Here is a 17,795-nt window from a genome sequence, read left to right as displayed (position 1 = left end):
ACCCTGCACCCGGCGACCTTTTGAAGATTTCCGTATTCGGTCGCCGGCAGGGCTCTACGCGGTGCGCGTGTACAGCCGTCCGCCGAGGCAGCCGAGCGGAAACGCCAACCAGCCGGTGTAGGCGACGGCTGCTCCGCCAGCCGCCGCTGTCACCGCTGCGCTGTCGGCAGCCGCCGGCAGAAGACCAGCGCCGGAGACGAGGCCGGCAGCAGTCAGGCCGAGAAAGCAGACACCGAGCCCGCAGGCGTAGGTCCCGGCCGTTGCTACGCCGCCGGCGAGGATGCCGGCACCGGGAACGGCCGGGACAGCGTTCCGGACGAACCACCCCATTCCGAAAGCCGCCGGGAGCACAACGACACCTGCGGCGACGACGCCCACAGTCAGGCCAAGCGGGTCGACCGACGGGCCGAAGAGCCCGGCGACATCGGCGACGACGAGGGCTGGAACAAGCGAGACGAGTACACAGGCCGCAACGGTGGCTGCGGCGAGGCCAGCGTCGACACCGGGGGAACGGGAGCGAACACGGTCGCTACCGCTGTCGGCATCGCGAGCGAGTGGAGGGCGCATACTACCACCCGCAAACGGGAACAAAAAATACCTTTCGAAGCGAAAGAAGCGTCGGAGGGGCTACTGGTAGTCGACTTCGCCGTCGCCCTCGCCGACCCACGCTTCGCGGTCCGGCTCACGCGACGCGAGCGGGTCGATGTCCTTGTACCACGGAACGTTCTTGAGTTGCTCTTTGTTGTAGGCCAAGTCGTCCTTCGTGTCGCCGGTGAACTCGAAGTTCTGGGTCAGCAGGATGGCATCGACGGGACAGACCTCCTCACAGAGCCGGCAGTAGATACACTGGCCGATGTGGAGGTTGTACTGTTCGCCGTTCCGCATATCGTCGGTGACGATTTGGATGGTGTCGTTCGGACAGACGTTCTCACACTGGCGACACCAGATGCAGCGCTCCTGTGAGAACTTGTGGACACCGCGGAACCGCGGCGACACCTCCGGTGTTTCTTCAGGATACTGGACGGTGAACTTCTCGCCGTCCAGCGCGTGCTTCATCGTCGTTGCCATCGATTTGAGCATTCCGATCATTAGGCGAGCACCCCCACAATAATGGCCGTCAGGATGAGGTTAGCGAAGGCCAACACGAGCATTCCCTTCCACCCGACTTCGATGAGCTGGTCGATACGAAGCCGCGGCAGCGCCGAGCGAGCCCACTGTGTGAACAGGTAGACGGCCCAGATTTTGACGAGGAACCAGACGATGCCGAGAGCCTCGGGACCGGGGCCGGCCGGACCGCCGAGGAACAGCGTCGCGATAATCGCGCCGCCGAGGAAGATGTGGAGGAACTCCCCGAGGTAGATGAGCACGAAGTAGACGCTGGAGTATTCGGTCTGATAGCCGGCGACAATCTCGGTCGGTGCCTCCGGGATGTCGAACGGGTTGCGACCGACCTCCATCAGGTTCGCGATGAGGAACAGCACGAACGCGAAGGGGTTGACGAAGGCATACCATTGCGGAATCGTCGCAACACCGAGGTCAACGAGCGGCTCGGCCTGTGCGGCGACGATTTCGCTCATCTGCAGCGAGCCAGCGAAGATGACGACCGAGACAGCGATGAGCACCAGCGGAATCTCGTAGGCGAGGTTCTGGGCGACCGCCCGCAGCCCGCCGAGAAGCGAGTACTTGTTGTTCGAGGCGTAGCCGGCCATCACGAGCCCCAGCGAGGCAATCGAGGCGATGGCAAAGACGTAGACGAGCCCGACTTCGGGGTCAGCCAGATGGATACCGCTTCCCATCGGGATAACGGCGAAGCCCAAAAGCGCCGAAAAGGCCAGCACGATGGGCGCGAGGTCCCACGTCGGTCGGTCAACGCCGTCAGGAACGATAAGCTCCTTTGAGAGCAGCCGCACCGCATCGGCAACGATGATAATGATGCCGAACGGGCCGAGCCGGTTGACCGCATACCGGTCGGTGAACGCTGCCGTCACCTTTCGCTTTGCCCACGGGCCGGCAACGGCAGTCATCGTCATCATCAGTGTCCCAACGATTGCGGCACCGAGAAGCGCCGCGAGAGCAGTGCTCCCGGGGCCGGGACCGAGCCCGAGCAGTTCCGCGAGCCGTTCCGGCAGCGGCGCGCCCTGCAGCATTATCGGTCCACCTCCCCGAGGACGATGTCGAGACTCCCGAGCGATGCGATGAGGTCCGGAATGTACTCGCCTTCGGTCATCTCACGCAGCGTGTGCAGGTTACAGAAGCACGGGCTCCGTATCTTGAACCGCGCAGGCTTGTCCGTGCCGTCGGCGCGCATGTAGATGCCGAGTTCGCCCTTGGCGGCCTCGACGCCGCGGTAGACTTCGGTGTCAGGGTCCGGCTTGAGCGTCCGGGGGACGTTCGACTGAATCTCCCGGTCGTCCTCCGGCCACTCCTCCAGCAGGTCGACACACTGCTCGATAATCTTTGCCGACTCCTCGACTTCGCGCATCCGGACGAGTACTCGGCTGTAGTTGTCACAGCCATCCTCGGTAACGACATCCCAGTCGAGTTCCTCGTAGTAGCCGTACGGGTCGTCCCGACGCAGGTCGATGTCGATGCCGGAGCCGCGGGCGACCGGCCCGGTCGCACCGTACTGCTTTGCGACCGCCGGCGGCAGCTCGCCGGTGTTGACACAGCGTGCCTGGAAGATTTCGTTGGACGTGATAAGGTTGTGGTACTCCTTGGTCTTTTCCGGCAGGTCGTCGAGGAAGTCCCGAATCTTCTCGAAGAACGCCTCGCGCGGCTCAGGAACGTCCCACGCGACGCCGCCGAGCCGGAGGTAGTTGAACATGAGCCGCTGGCCGGTCAGGTCCTCCAGGATGTTCTGGACGACCTCGCGGTCCCGGAAGGCATACTGGAAGACCGCGGTGAAGTCGCCGAAGACGTCCAGCGCGAAGGTCCCCAGCGCGAGCATGTGGCTCGCGATGCGGCACAGCTCCGCCGACATCGTCCGGATGACCTGTGCGTACTCCGGAACCTCGATATCCGCCATGTCCTCGGCGGCGCGGGCGTAGGCCCACTCGTTGAGGATACCGGCGGAGACGTAGTCCCAGCGGTCGGGGTACGGCATTATCTGGTGCCGATACGTCGACTGCTGGCACATCTGCTCCTCACAGCGGTGGAGATACCCGATGTCCGGTTCCACGTCGGCGATCTGCTCGCCGTCGAGGACCGCTTTTACGTGAAGCACGCCGTGTGTCGCCGGGTGGTGTGGCCCGACGTTGAGCAACATCGTGTCGGATTCGGCGCTGTGTTCGTCCGGCTGGAGCGGGTTTTTGTGCTCGCGGAAGGGGACGACCTGCGGCTTTTCGGGGTCGTAATCCAGCCCGAGTGGGTGGCCCTGCCATGTCTCCGGCAGGAGAATCCGCCGCATATCGGGGTGGCCCTCGTACTCGATGCCGACGAGGTCGTAGGCCTCACGCTCGTGCCAGTCGGCGGTACGGTAGACCGGCTCGGCGGTCTGGCTTACCGGCTCGCCCTTGGCTGCCGGGACAACGACGCCGACCTCCTGTGTCGGGTCATCGTATTTTTTCAGGTGGTAGATTGACTCGTAGCGGTCCTCGTACTCCTGTGCGGTGACGTTCGAGAGATAGTCGAAGCCCGCCTCGTCGCGCAGCGCGAACAGCACATCCTGAACCTCGTCGGGACGGACGACGAACGCGGGCGCGTTGACGTGCTCTTCCCGGTCGATGACGTGCTCGCCGAGCAGCGCTTCGAGTTCGGCGTAGTCGACCTCGCCGTCGGCCGTCTCTCCGATGTCGGAGGCTGGCTCCTGCAGGCTCATGGCGAATCAGCCCAGTTGTACCGCATGACAAGGTCCTCCTCGTCGATTTGGTCTGCGAGGTGCTGTACCAGTTCGTCCCGTTCGAGGTCGCCGAACTCCTCCAGTTCGTAAGGCTTGACCGTCACGGGAGAGGTTTCGCCGTTTCGGATGCGCTCTTGAAGCTTGGCGATGCCGTAGATGAGCGCCTCCGGCCGAGGGGGGCAGCCAGGAACGTGGATATCGACGGGGATGACCTCTTCGGCCCCCTTGATGACGTTGTACCCCTCCTGGAAGGGACCGCCCGAAATCGTACACGAACCCATCCCGACGACGAACTTCGGTTCGGGCATCTGGTCGTAGACACGCTTCATCCGCGGGGCGAACTTCGAGACGATGGTCCCGGGAACGATGATAACGTCCGCCTGCCGCGGCGACGCCCGGGGGACCCCCGCCCCGAACCGGTCGAGGTCGTGTTTGATGGCGTAGGTGTGAATCATCTCGATGCTGCAGCAAGCGATACCGAACTGCAGCATGAACATCGAGTTGCCCCGCACCCAGTTCATGAACTTGTCGAACTTCGTGAGGATGAACGGCGTCGAGCCGAACGCCTCCCGGAGTTTGGAGTTGAACCGGTCGTCGACGCCGTCACCCATCCGGGCCTGTTGCGTCGAAGTCGTATCGTGGAGTTTTTCGCTGCTCATAGTTCAGTCTTGATTTCCGCGCGTTCGCTTCTAACCCAGCGAACGGCACCGTTCCGCCACGCCCACCCGAGTCCGATGATGAGGATAGCGAGGAACACGAGCATCGGTACCAACACCCGAACGAGGCCGAATTCGGCGACCGCGTCGCTGTATATCAGCGCCCACGGGAAGATGAGCGCTGTCTCAACGTCGAAGACGAGAAACAGCAGCGCGACCATATAGTACTGGATGTTGAACTGGATGCGCGTATCCCCCGTCGGGATTTCGCCGGACTCGTAGGTGGCGCTTTTACCCTGCTCGGGGACGCTGGGGCGAAGCAGGCTCGAGATGACAATCATCGAAAGCGGAATCGCGAGCCCGACGACCGCCAGCGCTCCGACGGCGATCCATGGATCACTCATACGGTCTGTATCGTACGTGACTTCGGAAGTCTGCTACATAAGGGTTGTTGAGTCGGCCACCAACCGTCGATGAGATGGTCGAACGCCGGGCCGTGCTACCCGCTCACCGGGACTCGCGGAACCGGTCGGTGCCTTGTTCGTGGAGCCGCTTCGAGACCGCACCGACGTTGTCCTGCAGGTCATCGTGATACGCTTCGAGTCTGGCTTCGAGTTCCGGGTGGCCGCGGGCAAGCATCTGGACGGCCGACAGCGCAGCGTTGAACGACTTGCCGGCGTCGACAGCGACTATCGGCGCGCCGGTCGGCATTCCAATGACCGAACTGACTGACTTTTCGTGGACCGGAACGCCGACGACCGGAAGCGGGTACGCTATCGAGGCGGTCATGTTCGGGAGGTCAGCCGACTTACCGCCCGCGCCGGCGATGATGACATCGAGGCCGCGGTCGCGGGCCGTCTCGCCGTAGGCGTACATCAGCTCCGGCGTCCGGTGGGCCGAGACGACGAACGTCTCGAAGGTAAACCGGCTCTCCGGCGGGTCGTCGTAGTCGGTCACCTCCTCGAAGCCGAGTTCCGTCAGCGCCTCGTAGGCCCCATACATCGTATCGAGGTCCGAATCCGACCCCATGACGATGCCGATATCGGGCGTCTCCGCATCGGAGCGGTCCCGCTCGGCTTCGGCTTCGAACAGGTCGATAAGCGCCGCCACTTCCTCGGAACGTGTCATACGAGGTCCACCGCGCCGGTGGCGCTTGGACGTTGTGGTCCACATCGGCAGGGGCCTACGGTCTCAGGCCGTCCTCAGGCCTCGTCGAGCGGATAGTCGCGGTAGACGTGTGCCTCTTCGGGGCCGAACTCGTCGAGGCCGACGATGTCGTCGGTCGTGAGGTCCTGATAGGACTCGACGTAGGAAACAGCGTCGTCGCGGTCGGCGAAGGGCTTCGGGTTCGACCCCATCGGCTCCGCGTGTCGGCCGTCGTCGGTGTCGAGCACGAAGTACGCCTCAGCGGCGTCAAGCAGTTCCGTCGTCTCGAAGTCCCGGACCCAGACGCCCTCAATCTCTGCTGGTGGCCCGTCATAGAAGGTGTGGTGCTGGTAGTAGGCGACCAGACAGCCGGGCGTGTCGAAGAACGCACCCTGCCCGTCGGCGTGTGCAACCTGTGCGTTCCAGTCGGGATACTCCGCAGCCACCATCCCGCAGGGACCGTCACAGCGGCGACCTTCAGGTGGGTCACGCGGCTCCGTCACCGGGTGGTCGGGAAATGACTGGTCGGACACTTCGGGCGAAGCATCGTCTTCGGGGTCGTTGCTGGAGCCGCCGTCCAGACAACCCGCAAGTCCCGCTGCTCCCGCACCGATGGCTGCCAGTACCGTCCGCCGACGCCGGCTGTCTGATAGCCGCTGTTGCATCGGTACGCAGTTCGGGTGGGAGCCGCAAAAACCCCTCTATCGAGGGGGTACGGAAAATTCGAGGCGAAAGCCTCGCCGTCCTACGTTTCGAACGTTAGCGCGTCGTCGAGTTCGCGGGCGGTTTGTAACAGGTCGCCGCGGTTGGCGTCCGCATCAGTGGCCGTCACGTGGCCCATCTTCCGAAGCGGCCGGACCTCCCGCTTGCCGTACCAGTGGAGCGACGCGGAAGGAGTCGACAGCACTTCGCCGGTGCCGGCGAGCGACGCAGCCTCCGGCTGGTCGACGTCGCCGAGGATATTCCGCGTCACGGCAGGGCTGCGGGCCTCGGCGGAGCCGAGCGGCCAGCCGAGCACCGCACGGACGTGCTGTTCGAACTGCGAACACCCCGCTCCTTCGATGGTCCAGTGGCCGGAGTTGTGCGGGCGAGGCGCGATTTCGTTGACTAGAATGCCGCCGTCGGCGGTTTCGAACAGCTCGATACCGAAGACGCCGCGACCATCGAGCATCTCCAGCACGTCGAAGGCGACCTCGCGGGCACGCTCACGGACGGCGTCATCGACGCGGGCCGGGGCGACAAGCTCACGGAGAATCTCCGCTTCGTGGACGGTCTCGGTGACCGGATAGGCACAGGTTTCGTCCGCGCCGCGGACGCCCATGACCGCAAGCTCCCGCTCGAAGTCGATGAGCTCCTCTGCCAGCGCGGCCCCGCCGACGGCTTCGAAGGCCTGGGGTGCTTCCTCGGGCCCCTCGACGGGGCGGTTGCCGCGGCCGTCGTAGCCGCCTTCGCGGGCCTTGAGCATCAGCGGCCAGCCGAGCGCTTCGCCGGCCGCCCTGAGGTCAGCCACGCTATCGACCTGCCGGTAGGCCGGAATCGGAATCCCGGCGTCATCGAGCGCGCGGTTCTGGACGAGCTTGTCCTGAATCGTTCGCAGCGTCTCCGGGGTCGGATGGACCGGCGTGTCGGTGGCCTCGCTGACCGCCGCCATCTCGTCGGGGTCGGCAAGTTCGATTTCGAACGTCAACACGTCAGCCCGTTCGGCGAGTTCGTGGATGGCGTCGTAGTCGTCGAAGTCGGCGACAATCTGGTCGCGGACGACCGGCGCGGCCGGACAGTCCGGCGTCGGGTCCGAGACCACCAGCTCAACACCGAGCGGACCGGCGGCCTCGCCCATCATTCGTCCGAGCTGGCCGCCGCCGACGACGCCGACGGTCGCTGCCGGGGTCTGATGTCTCATGTCCGGGGTTGTGCGGGCGACTGAATAGAAGGTTGTTGTTCGGTCCCGTCGAGCCGCTCGGCGTCGACGTAGTAGACGAACGGCGTATCCGTCGTCCGCATCATCACGGTTCGGTCCTCGTAGCGGTCGTCGACCCGGTTGTCGACGCCGAGGCGGTCGTCCTCGTGGGCAATGACGACCGGCGGGTCGTGGGTTTCGAGCGCCGACGAGAGGTCGCCTTCGATGGGCGCACACGCGACGGTTATGTCGTCGGCCTCGAAATACCACGCCAGCGGCAGCGTCTCAAACCAGTCGACACACGCCGGCCGACGGTCGAGTTCCGCATCAGGCGTCGGGTCCGAAAGCTCCTGTCCGTAGACGATGACATCCGGCCCGGCTTTGTTGTCCTCGGCCAGCCGTGACATCTCATCGAGCGACTGCCGGAGGTCGTTGGACGGCTGTGCGTACTGGACGAGCGGGTTGTCATCGTCGGTGGTGTTGACGGCGCTTGTCGCGTAGCCGGTCCACGCCATCGACCCGACAAGGACGACCACAAGCGCCACAGCAAGGGCGGCACTCGCCGTGTCGCCGTCCCGGGTTGCCTCAATGCCTGTCTCGCAGAGCGCCCCGAGTGCGACCGCGGCAGGAACGGCGAGCGGCAGGACGATGTGGACGACGAGCCACGACGCGCCGCCGATGTCGGTAATGAACGGATACCCGACCATCGAGGCAGCCCCCCAGTAGAACGTAAAGGAGACGAGGTCGTCCGGGGGGCGGGCGCGGAAAACCGCCAGCCCGAACCCGGCGAGGGCGAGGACGGCGAGCGTCGTCGAGGATTCGAGCGTTATCAGCCCCATCTCGTGGATGAACTCCAAGAGCGGGTTCGGGTCATCCGTCCGGGGCGTTATCCACTGGCAGGCGTAGAGTTCGGCCGTCGAACCGACCGAAAACCACACCAGCCGCGGCAATAACAGGGGGTTCGTGGCAGCCTCGCCAAGGGTCGGGGCGGTCGCGACATCGAAGTACGGGTCGTAGTCGGTACAGGAAGCGTAGTACAGCCCCTGCGACGGAAGTTCGCCTCGGGGGGCGTGGATGTACGTTATCAACAGCAGGAACGTCACGACGCTTGCGACCACCGAGCGAATGTGGCGTCGCAGCCCATCGTATCCCCATCGGAGGTACTGGACAGCCACCGTTGCCGGCGACCGGCCGTCGAGGTAGCCGAAGACGAGGCGATGGCCGAACAGCAGCCCCGCAGCACCGACGAATGCGAACACGTAGGCGAGGGCGTTCTCCTTCGCGCCAAACCCGAGCGCCAGCGCACCTGCCGCCACAATGAGGTAACGACCATCGTCGAAGTCGATAGCACGCACAAGACACGCGAAGGCCAGAAACGAGAACGCAGCGACCAAGATGTCATTACGCATGAATCGCGAGTAGTAGAGCAAGACGGGGTTGAGCGCGAGCAAGAGCGCAAGGGAGACGACTGCCGAATCGCGGAGTCGGTGGCGAAAGAGCAGTGCCGAAAGCGGCAACAGCGCACCGACAAGGGCGGGAAACAACCGCATAGCGAAATCGGTCGCGCCGAGCAACTCGAAAAGCGGCGCATTAACGAGTTTCAGCAGCGGCCCGTGGACGATTGGGCGATAAAAGAGCACGCCGGTGTCGCCGTATTCGAGGACCCAGTAGGCGACCCGCCCCTCGTCCCAGTGGGCGACCCGCGAACCGAGCGATACCGTCCGGAGGATGACGGCGACGACCGTCAGTCCGACGACGGCCTGTACGGTCCGGTCGCGAAGGTTCATCGTTCGGCTACTGCAGAGGCGGGATTAGAATCTTTCTGGTCTACGGCGGACACGGGGAGCCCTCCCGCACAACAGCAGTGGCTTACGGGTAGTGTCGCAGCAACAGAGAAGCGTTCAGACCGAAACTTCAGGCGTAGCGTTCGAGTTCGGGGCGGTCGAGCGATTCGAGAACGTCTTCCGCGGTCTCGTCGAGGAGCGCACGCCCGTCACCGGTGATGGTCCGGCCGCGACCCTCGGCGGTTTCGATGTAGCCGGCGTCTTCGAGCTGCTGGAGGGCGGTCCGGATGACGTTACCGGAGCCGTCCTGCTTGTGCTTGGGTCGGACGCGGTAGCGCGTCGAACCGTTTTCGGAGTTGCCGTAGGCCGTTCGGAGTCGCTCGACGCCGACGGGGCCGTCGACGGCGACCTTGCGGAGAAGGCTGGCGGCACGGCGGCTCCAGAAGTCGTCCTGTTCGGGCGGGAGTTCGCGGCCGGTGCCGGTCTTCGAGTAGGCGAGCCACTCGGGGGCTTCGAGTTCGTCTTCGAGCTCGTCGGCGACCGCCTCGATGAGGTCTTCAGCGGGTACGTCGTAGAGTGTCGTCATTACGTCCCGGTTCCCGTCGGCCGTGTTTAACGCTGTTGGTCTTCCCCGGCCGCTGGACCGCCATCTGCGTCGGACACTGCCGTGGGAGACAGCGGCACCGATGGGCCTATTGACACTCGGGGCGACCGGCCGATATGGATGAACGGGCGGCACTCTCGCTTGTCGGCGACCGCGTTGCTGCGGCGGGCGACGACTGTGCGGTCGTCGACGACCTCGTTGTGACGACCGACATGCTCCACGAGACGACCGACTTTCCCGACGGCACGAGCCGGTATACGGCCGGCTGGCGGAGCGTCGGTGCGTCACTCTCGGACGTTGCAGCGATGGGAGCCGAAGCGACGGCGGCGGTTGCCGTCTACGGTGCTCCCCAGTTCGATGCGGACGAAATAGCGGCGTTCATCGAGGGCTGTCTCGATGTCTGCGAGGCGGTCGACGCCGAGTACGTCGGCGGCGACCTCGACGGCCACGAGGAGTTCACTGTCGCGACGACGGCGTTCGGGCAAACGGACGCGCCTGTCTATCGGTCGGGAGCGTCCCCCGGAGATGCCGTCTGTGTAACCGGAACGCTCGGCCGGAGTGCTGCGGCCCTCCGACGGTTCGAAGCCGGCGACACTGAGCGCGGAAACGAGCTGTTCCGATTCGAGCCGCGTGTCGCAGCCGGGCGGGGGGTAGCTCCCCACGCGACGGCGATGATGGACTCCAGCGACGGCCTCGCCCGGTCGCTTCACCAGCTCGCGGCAGCAAGCGGCTGTGGGTTCGCCATCGAGGCGGACGCGATACCGGTTGCGCCGGCCGTCGAGGAGGTGGCTGATGGTCCGAGCGACAGACGCGAACTCGCTGTCCACTTCGGCGAGGACTTCGAACTCGTCGCGACGATGCCGGAGACAGCGGTCGACGCCGCGGCTGAGGCATCACCGGTTGCACTGACGCGGGTCGGCACCGTCACCGAATCCGGGGTTACGATGGACGGCGAAGCGCTTCCGGACAGGGGATACACGCACTGAGGAGACCACTGCGGACAAGAGCGTGGGTCCCTACGCCCCGACCAGCTCTATCGGGACGGGGGTAAAACAGAGCACGCCGAGGACGAACGTAATCGCGCCGACGGCCATCCGGGGCGTCCCGAGCGGTTCGTCGAAGACCGGCTCGGCGTGGCCGACATACGACAGCACGAGCGCGATAAGCCCCCAGAACGCCCAGAGGACCGACGCATTAGAACTCGTGCCGCTGATGAACAGATAGGCGGCGAGCCCGAAGAGACCGACCGGGACGACAGCGGCGACTGATTCGGCCCGCTCGCCGAACATCGAGCGGACGACGTGGCCGCCATCGAGCTGGCCGACGGGGATGAGGTTGAGGAACGTGACAAAGAGGCCGACCCACGCGCCGAAAATGACCGGGTTGGCGACGACAGTCGGGTCTTCGTAGGTGAGTTGCTGGCCGGTCGCCCACGCGAGAAACTCAAGTAGTGGCGGATAGCCAAGCTCGATTTCGACGGCTTCCTCGGCCTCGAGCACCCGCTGTGGAACCTCGACGGGGTCGAGATGCAACCCGACGACGGCGACTGCGACGGCAGCGACGAGGCCAGCGAGAGGACCGGAGACGCCGATGTCGAACAGCGCCTCCCGGTCGGGGATACGACCCTTCATGCTGATGACGGCTCCGAACGTCCCGATAAACGTCGGTACAGGGATGAAATACGGGAGGCTCGCCTGTACGTCGTGGTAGCGAGAAAGCGCATAATGGCCCAGTTCGTGGACCGCAAGCACCCCGAGGACGGCAGCCGCGAAAGGCCAGCCAGCAAGGAGGTCAAGCGGTCCGCCGACGGGCTGGTAATACCAGATGGTGCCGGCGTATAGCGTCGTCAGCACCGTCGCGACGAACATTACGACGTTCGTCCACGGGACCCCGTCGACGCCGACACGCCGTGGCTCGGCGACAAGCGCCTGTCGACGCTGGCCGACCTCGACGCCGGTTATCGGGTCCGGCGTGCTGTCGACGACGACATCGAACCGGACCTCGTAGCCGTGGTCGCGGAACTGTGGCCAGACGTGCCGTTCGAGGCTGTCCGAATCCATCTGCGGACGGCCGTAGTAGACTATTGACCCGTCGTCGCGACGCTCGACGTCGGTCGTCCGGAACGCCGGCAGCAGCGATTCCGGCGACGGTCCGTCGCCCGCTACCGACTGGTCGGTATCCATCGCTAGTCCGGTAGTGTCTGACGGAAATAAATCTCTTGACAGCGGTACGGTCTATTGCTCCGGCAGCGGTTCGGCCGCTTGACCGGGGGACGAACAGAAACCGAACTCGACAGGGCGGCGAGTCGGTGTCAGTCTACGGCCGGGACACGCGCCACGTGGTCGCGGAGGTGTACGACCACTTTTCGATTTCGATGTCGGCCGCTGAATCCCGCAGTTTCACCATCAGCGCACCGATTTCCTTCGGCGAGAGGTCGACATCGTCCGCAATGAACTTGCTTTTGATGTAGACCTCCCCTTCTTCGGCGCGGTTGCGGAGGTAGCGGCGAAGGCGCGTTTCCTTGCTGTCGGCGGAGGGTTCCGTTGTTGCGCTCATATCTGACACCTCACTACCCCCTTCCCCCCGAGAGAGTATATAAAGGAAGGAAGCTTCGGATGCCTTCGGAACGATTCGTGTGAGCTAGTGGTTTTGAGTGCTTTTTAGAACTCTTTTAGGAACTCTTAGAAATTTTACAAAGCTCTGAGAAGCTTTTATTCTGTAAAAATGCTTTGAACCATACAACATATAATACTTCTCAATTCTCGCGGAGTAAAGCTGGGATACGGAGAAAATTGCCCTGTTTCGGTTGCTTGGGGCTACCGGTCGTCGCGTTCGTGGACCCAGAATGTCTCCGCTTCGGTGACCTCCTTTTTGAACAGCGGCACCTCGTCTTTCAGCCGGTTGATGCCATCCTCGACTGTCCGGAAGGCCTCGTCCCGGTGCCCGGCAAGGACGACGACGAAGACGATGTCTTCGCCGTCGGGGACGCGGCCGGTTCGGTGGTGGAGAAGAACCTCGAAGACGCCGTCGCGCTGTTCCAGTTCGGTAGCGATGGTGTCCATCCGCTCGTCGGCGACGGCGTCGTACTTTTCGAACTCCAGAAACCGCGTCCGCTCGTCGTCTGCGTCCTCTTTGGCACGGACGCGGCCGGTGAACGTCGCAATCGCGCCGGCGTAGTCGGCGTCCGGTGAGCGCTTGACCGCTGCGACGAGCGACTCCAGCGTCTCGTACGGTTCGGTCTCTTGGAGACCATCCTGTATCTGTTCGGCATCGAGGTCGGCGGCGCGTTCGGCCGCTGCGAGCAGGTTCTCCGGGTCGTCGTCGTAGTCTCCAGCGACGACTGTCGGCCCGCGGACACCGTCGACGCCGACGACGAGGGCGTAATCGTGGTCGGGCGCAAGCCGGTCCAGCGCCCCGTCAACGGAGAGGTCGCCACCGTCGGCCCGCCAGCCGTCACCGAGCGTGTAGGTCGTCGCGCCGACAGCCGTGCTACCGTCGGCCGGGTCGGCCGCCTCGCGGACAACGCCAACCCGCCCATCGAGTGTCGAGACGAGCCGCTCCGCCGCCGCATCGGCGTCGGAGCCGACAACTACGGTCGTGTACATACCGGTGTAGTTCGTCCGCGGCCGCTTGTAGGTGTCGGAGCGCTTGACAATCCTTAAGACCGGCACAGGGCAACCTGAACGTAATGAGGATTATCGTTTCTATCGGCGGGAGCGTCCTCGCACCCGACCTCGAAGCCGGTCGGGTCGAGGCTCACGCCGACGCTATCGACAGTCTTGTCGCGGACGGCCACGAGGTGGCGGCGGTGGTCGGGGGCGGCGACGTCGCCCGCCAGTACATCGACTCCGCCCGCGACCTCGGGGCCACCGAGTACGACCTTGATGCCCTCGGCATCGACGTGACACGGCTGAACGCCCGGCTGCTTGTTACCGCACTGAACAGCTCCGCCATCCCGGAGCCGGCCGAGTCCCACGAGGACGCCCGCGCTTCGATGCGGCGCGGCGAAGTCGCAGTAATGGGCGGGACGGTCCCAGGCCACACGACCGACGCCGTCGCCGCAATGCTGGCCGAGATGGTCGAAGCTGACCTGCTGATTTACGCCACCAGCGTCCCGGGCGTCTTTTCCGCCGACCCGAACGAAGACCCGTCCGCAGAACGGTTCGACCGCCTCGAGGCGAGCAAACTCGTCGATGTCATCTCCTCTATCGAGACGACGGCCGGGTCGAACGCACCGGTTGATTTGCTGGCCGCCAAAGTCATCGAACGCTCCGGGCTTCGGGCCATCGTCCTGGATGGCACCGCGCCGGAGCGCATCGCTGACGCCGTCGACGGCGACCCCGTCGGGACGGAGGTCCTTCCCAATGAGTGACCTCTATGACCTCGGCACCGGCGAAAAGCGGCCGTTCTGGGCGGATGCTGCCGCTGACGAAGTCGAGGCCCGCGACCCGGACGAACCGGTGACTATCAAGGGCGGTGTCTCGCCGTCCGGCGTACCACATCTCGGCCACTTCAACGAGATTATGCGCGGCTACTTCGTCGCGGAGGCGCTTCGGGAACGCGGCTACGAGGTCCGACAGGTGTTCACGACCGACGACAAGGACCGCCTCCGGAAACTGCCGCGGAAGCTCGCGGACCTCGATTGGAACGTCGTCGGTCTCGGGGAGGTCGACGCCGGCGCGCTCGGCCGGAACCTCGGCCGTCCCTACACGGACATCCCGGACCCTTTCGGCTGCTGTGACTCCTACGGGGCGCACTTCACCGAACTGCTCCGCCGGTCGGCGGAGGCAATCGGTGTTCCCATCGACCTCGTGTCGAACACCGAACTCTATGCCGGCGGCGACTTCGATGCCGCCGTCGAAGACGCGCTCGCAAACCGGGACACCGCACGTGAGGTGCTCAGTGAGTTCCAAGACAAGGTCGACGACGAGTACGTTCCCTTCTTCCCGCAGTGTGCCGAGTGTGGGCTCCTGACCGAGACAGTCACCGACATCGACCTCGATGACGGGACGGTTGGCTACGTTTGTTCGGATGTCGAGGCCGGCGACGATGTCATCGAGGGCTGCGGCCACGAAGGCCGGGCCACATTCAGAGCGGGGAAGCTTCCGTGGCGCTTCGAGTGGCCTGCACAGTGGCGTGTTCTCGGCGTCGATTTCGAACCGTTCGGCAAAGACCACGCCGAGGGGTCGTGGCCGTCCGGAAAAGCGGTCTCGCGGGAGGTCTTCGATACCGAACCGCCGGTGCCGATGGTCTATGAGTGGTTTACCCTCAACGGCGACGCGCTGTCGTCGTCAGCCGGCAACATCATCACTGTCGATGAGGTACTGGAGCTGCTCGAGCCGGCCGTCCTCCGGTATTTCTTCACGAAGAACCCGAAAAAGCAGCGCGACTTCGATGTCTCGAACCTCGACCGCTTCGTCGACGAGTTCGACCGCTTTGAGGCGGGGTATTTCGGCGATGAGTCGGTCGAGGACGACGAGCGCGCCCGTGCCGACCGCGCGTATCCGATGGTTGTCGATGAACTCCCGGAGAGACAGCCGGTTCGGATTCCATACACGTTCGCAGCGGTGCTCGGGATGACCGACGACCGCGACCTTCGGCTCCAGATGGCACAGCGCTCGGGCCACATCCCCGACGATGCGACCGACGACCAGATCGAGCGGGCGCTCGAACGGGTTGAAAAGGCCCGCGCGTGGGCGGTCCGGACCGACAACGAGTTCAACTACCGGCTCGCGGAGACGCTCCCAGCCGTCGATTTCGATGCCGAGACCGCGGCAGCACTCGACGAGTTGGCGGCGTTCGTCGAGACCGAGTCACCGGACGACGAAACGCTCCAAGGTGAGATTTACGAGACTGCAAAGCGCAACGACGTTGACGTTGGGGACCTCTTTTCGGCCGGATATCGGCTGTTCCTCGACGAATCGGAGGGGCCGCGACTGGGGCCGCTGCTTTCGGCGATGGACGAAACCTTCGTCGTCGAGCGGCTGCGGCGTGAGGGGTAATACCGGCAACGACCTACCGCCGACGGAACGACTTTTCAGTACCGACCCCTGTGTAACTGACAATGAGTACGCTGCTTTGGGTGCTTGTCGGCATTCTACTTTATACATCCGTGGCGATGGCCCTCAAATCGAGGGGCGTGCTGCCTGACGCGGTCTCGGTGTCCGGGCCGCTGTTGACGGTACACACGAAACGTGGCAGGGCCTTCCTCGATTGGCTCGCCACCCCGAAACGGCTCTGGCGGGCGTGGGGGAACTTCGGTGTCGGCATTGCGCTTGTCATCATGGTCGGGTCGTTCCTCGCCGTGCTGGCCTCCGCAATCGGCGCGCTGGTCGAGCCACAGGCGACCGGCTTCGTCCGCCCACAGGACGCTCTCGTCATTCCCGGCGTCAACCAGTTCCTTCCGTGGGCGGCAGCTATCGATATTGTCATCGGGCTGCTCGTCGGCCTCGTCGTCCACGAGGGGGGCCACGGCTTGCTGTGTCGGGTCGAAGACATCGACATCGAGTCGATGGGCGTGGCGCTTTTCGCGTTTATCCCGCTCGGCGCGTTCGTCCAGCCTGACGAGGAAAGCCAAGACGCTGCCGACCGTGGCGGCAAGACACGGATGTTCGCCGCCGGCGTCACGAACAACTTCCTCGTGACAGCGGTCTGTTTCGCCCTCGCGTTCTGGATGGTCGCCAGTTTCATCAGCGTCGCACCGGGGGTTGCCGTCGGCGGCGTGCTTCCCGGCTCGGCGGCGGACGACGCCGACCTCGACCGTGGGGACGTGCTGACCGCCGTCAACGGACAGGGGGTCGAGAACGTCTCCGAGTTCGACGCCGCACTGTCGGACGCCGACCGCGAAGTGACCGTCGAGCGGAAAGACGCCGCGCCGGTCGATGTCCAGCGCGAACTCATCGTCACACACGCGGTCAGGGACGGACCGATAGAACAGGGTGCGGTCGTAGCAACCGTCGACGGTGACGCCGTCTACACGGAGTCAGCGCTCGCTACAGCCATCGAGGGCACCGAGAGAATCGAACTCGGGCTCAAAGATGAGTCCGACCCTGTCGACATTCCGGTCGGTACCTTCGTCAGCACGGTCCCCGACGACGAGCCGCTCGGTGCGGCCGGCGCACCGGATACGCCGATGGTAATCCACAGCATCGGCGGCGAGCAGACCCCGACCCACGAGGCGCTGTCGGACGTGTTAGCCGAGACGGAACCGGGCGAAACCGTCGAAGTCGTCGCCTTCCACGACGAGGACGGCGACCCATGGAGCGGCGATCGGCATACCTACGAGGTGACGCTGTCGGCCCATTCGGACGGCGACCACGGATTCCTCGGCGTCGGCGGCATCCAAGCCGGCATCAGCGGCTTCGTCTTCGACGACTTCGGCATCGACACCTACCCCGCAGAACAGTACCACGAGATGCTTGGCGGGGACGGTCTCGGTGAGAATCCGGTGGCGACGTTCGTCTCGCAGACGTTCGGCGCGCTGGTGTTGCCCTTCATGAACATCATCGACCCGACGGTCGGCTACAATTTCGCTGGCTTCAACGGAGAAATTACCAACTTCTACGACGTCTCCGGCCCACTCGGAGCCGGCATCGTCTTTGCGCTCGTCAACGTGCTGTTCTGGACTGGCTGGGTCAACATCAACCTCGGCATCTTCAACTGCATCCCGTCGTACCCGCTCGATGGCGGGCACATACTGCGGTCCAGCACCGAAGCGGTGTTGGCTCGACTCCCCGGCGAGGCGAGTCCCGCGCTCGCGGGCGCAGTAACAACCGCGGTCAGTCTGGTGATGATACTGAGCCTGCTGGGGCTGCTCTTTATCCCGTGGCTGCTCGGCTGATAGGCGGCCGACAGAACGCGGGAGAGCACG

The 17,795-nt window shown here is 64.5% G+C and carries 18 protein-coding genes; 4 read left to right on the top strand and 14 right to left on the bottom strand.

Annotated features, from left to right (window positions below; genetic code table 11):
* Nucleotides 1–54: 54 nt before the first annotated feature.
* The 11 genes from NP_RS05680 to NP_RS05630 form a co-directional block, all read right to left on the bottom strand.
* The gene (locus NP_RS05680) at nucleotides 55–567 is read right to left on the bottom strand and encodes a hypothetical protein (protein ID WP_011322869.1); all 513 of its coding nucleotides are present in this window, start codon (nucleotides 565–567) and stop codon (nucleotides 55–57) included.
* 60 nt (nucleotides 568–627) lie between these two features.
* Nucleotides 628–1,089: a NuoI/complex I 23 kDa subunit family protein gene (locus NP_RS05675; RefSeq protein ID WP_011322868.1), complete on the bottom strand. Its 462-nt coding sequence runs from the start codon at nucleotides 1,087–1,089 to the stop codon at nucleotides 628–630.
* Entirely contained in the window at nucleotides 1,089–2,147 is a 1,059-nt protein-coding gene (locus NP_RS05670; protein ID WP_011322867.1) for a complex I subunit 1/NuoH family protein, read from the bottom strand. The genes NP_RS05675 and NP_RS05670 overlap by 1 nt, the downstream gene beginning before the upstream one ends.
* Nucleotides 2,147–3,817: an NADH-quinone oxidoreductase subunit D gene (locus NP_RS05665; protein WP_011322866.1), complete on the bottom strand. Its 1,671-nt coding sequence runs from the start codon at nucleotides 3,815–3,817 to the stop codon at nucleotides 2,147–2,149. The genes NP_RS05670 and NP_RS05665 overlap by 1 nt, the downstream gene beginning before the upstream one ends.
* A complete protein-coding gene (locus NP_RS05660; protein ID WP_011322865.1) occupies nucleotides 3,814–4,497 on the bottom strand; it encodes an NADH-quinone oxidoreductase subunit B in 684 nt (227 codons plus the stop codon). The genes NP_RS05665 and NP_RS05660 overlap by 4 nt, the downstream gene beginning before the upstream one ends.
* The gene (locus NP_RS05655; protein ID WP_011322864.1) at nucleotides 4,494–4,898 is read right to left on the bottom strand and encodes an NADH-quinone oxidoreductase subunit A; all 405 of its coding nucleotides are present in this window, start codon (nucleotides 4,896–4,898) and stop codon (nucleotides 4,494–4,496) included. The genes NP_RS05660 and NP_RS05655 overlap by 4 nt, the downstream gene beginning before the upstream one ends.
* Nucleotides 4,899–5,001: 103 nt before the next feature.
* Nucleotides 5,002–5,622, bottom strand: a complete 621-nt coding sequence (purE, locus tag NP_RS05650) for a 5-(carboxyamino)imidazole ribonucleotide mutase (RefSeq protein WP_011322863.1) — start codon at nucleotides 5,620–5,622, stop codon at nucleotides 5,002–5,004.
* 74 nt (nucleotides 5,623–5,696) lie between these two features.
* Nucleotides 5,697–6,305: a nitrous oxide reductase accessory protein NosL gene (locus NP_RS05645; RefSeq protein ID WP_011322862.1), complete on the bottom strand. Its 609-nt coding sequence runs from the start codon at nucleotides 6,303–6,305 to the stop codon at nucleotides 5,697–5,699.
* Between the two features lie 80 nt (nucleotides 6,306–6,385).
* Nucleotides 6,386–7,540 carry a 5-(carboxyamino)imidazole ribonucleotide synthase gene (locus NP_RS05640; RefSeq protein ID WP_011322861.1) on the bottom strand — a complete coding sequence of 385 codons (1,155 nt, stop codon included), beginning with the start codon at nucleotides 7,538–7,540 and terminating at the stop codon, nucleotides 6,386–6,388.
* Nucleotides 7,537–9,324 (bottom strand): flippase activity-associated protein Agl23, encoded by a 1,788-nt coding sequence (locus tag NP_RS05635; protein ID WP_011322860.1) that lies wholly within the window; start codon nucleotides 9,322–9,324, stop codon nucleotides 7,537–7,539. Before NP_RS05635 ends, NP_RS05640 begins: the two co-directional genes overlap by 4 nt.
* Nucleotides 9,325–9,451: 127 nt before the next feature.
* A complete protein-coding gene (locus NP_RS05630; RefSeq protein WP_011322859.1) occupies nucleotides 9,452–9,907 on the bottom strand; it encodes a 30S ribosomal protein S19e in 456 nt (151 codons plus the stop codon).
* A 134-nt stretch (nucleotides 9,908–10,041) separates the two neighbouring features.
* Between NP_RS05630 and thiL the strand changes: the two genes are divergently transcribed.
* Entirely contained in the window at nucleotides 10,042–10,911 is an 870-nt protein-coding gene (thiL, locus tag NP_RS05625) for a thiamine-phosphate kinase (RefSeq protein WP_011322858.1), read from the top strand.
* Nucleotides 10,912–10,941: 30 nt separating this feature from the next.
* Here thiL and NP_RS05620 read toward each other — a convergent pair whose 3' ends face one another.
* The 3 genes from NP_RS05620 to NP_RS05610 form a co-directional block, all read right to left on the bottom strand.
* Entirely contained in the window at nucleotides 10,942–12,108 is a 1,167-nt protein-coding gene (locus tag NP_RS05620; protein ID WP_011322857.1) for a site-2 protease family protein, read from the bottom strand.
* A 133-nt stretch (nucleotides 12,109–12,241) separates the two neighbouring features.
* Entirely contained in the window at nucleotides 12,242–12,481 is a 240-nt protein-coding gene (locus NP_RS05615; protein WP_011322856.1) for a DUF7123 family protein, read from the bottom strand.
* 260 nt (nucleotides 12,482–12,741) lie between these two features.
* Nucleotides 12,742–13,530: a molybdopterin synthase gene (locus NP_RS05610; RefSeq protein ID WP_011322855.1), complete on the bottom strand. Its 789-nt coding sequence runs from the start codon at nucleotides 13,528–13,530 to the stop codon at nucleotides 12,742–12,744.
* Between the two features lie 83 nt (nucleotides 13,531–13,613).
* Here NP_RS05610 and pyrH point away from each other — a divergent pair, with 83 nt between their 5' ends.
* The 3 genes from pyrH to NP_RS05595 all read left to right on the top strand — a co-directional run bounded on the left by pyrH (nucleotide 13,614) and on the right by NP_RS05595 (nucleotide 17,765).
* Nucleotides 13,614–14,297 carry a UMP kinase gene (pyrH, locus tag NP_RS05605; RefSeq protein WP_011322854.1) on the top strand — a complete coding sequence of 228 codons (684 nt, stop codon included), beginning with the start codon at nucleotides 13,614–13,616 and terminating at the stop codon, nucleotides 14,295–14,297.
* Nucleotides 14,290–15,927 carry a lysine--tRNA ligase gene (gene lysS / locus NP_RS05600; RefSeq protein ID WP_011322853.1) on the top strand — a complete coding sequence of 546 codons (1,638 nt, stop codon included), beginning with the start codon at nucleotides 14,290–14,292 and terminating at the stop codon, nucleotides 15,925–15,927. Before pyrH ends, lysS begins: the two co-directional genes overlap by 8 nt.
* A gap of 62 nt (nucleotides 15,928–15,989) precedes the next feature.
* Nucleotides 15,990–17,765 (top strand): site-2 protease family protein, encoded by a 1,776-nt coding sequence (locus NP_RS05595; RefSeq protein WP_011322852.1) that lies wholly within the window; start codon nucleotides 15,990–15,992, stop codon nucleotides 17,763–17,765.
* Nucleotides 17,766–17,795 lie beyond the last annotated feature (30 nt).

It is taken from the genome of Natronomonas pharaonis DSM 2160, from assembly GCF_000026045.1.
GTDB classification, from domain to species: domain Archaea; phylum Halobacteriota; class Halobacteria; order Halobacteriales; family Haloarculaceae; genus Natronomonas; species Natronomonas pharaonis.
This window is presented reverse-complemented; position numbering and strand designations above follow the sequence as displayed.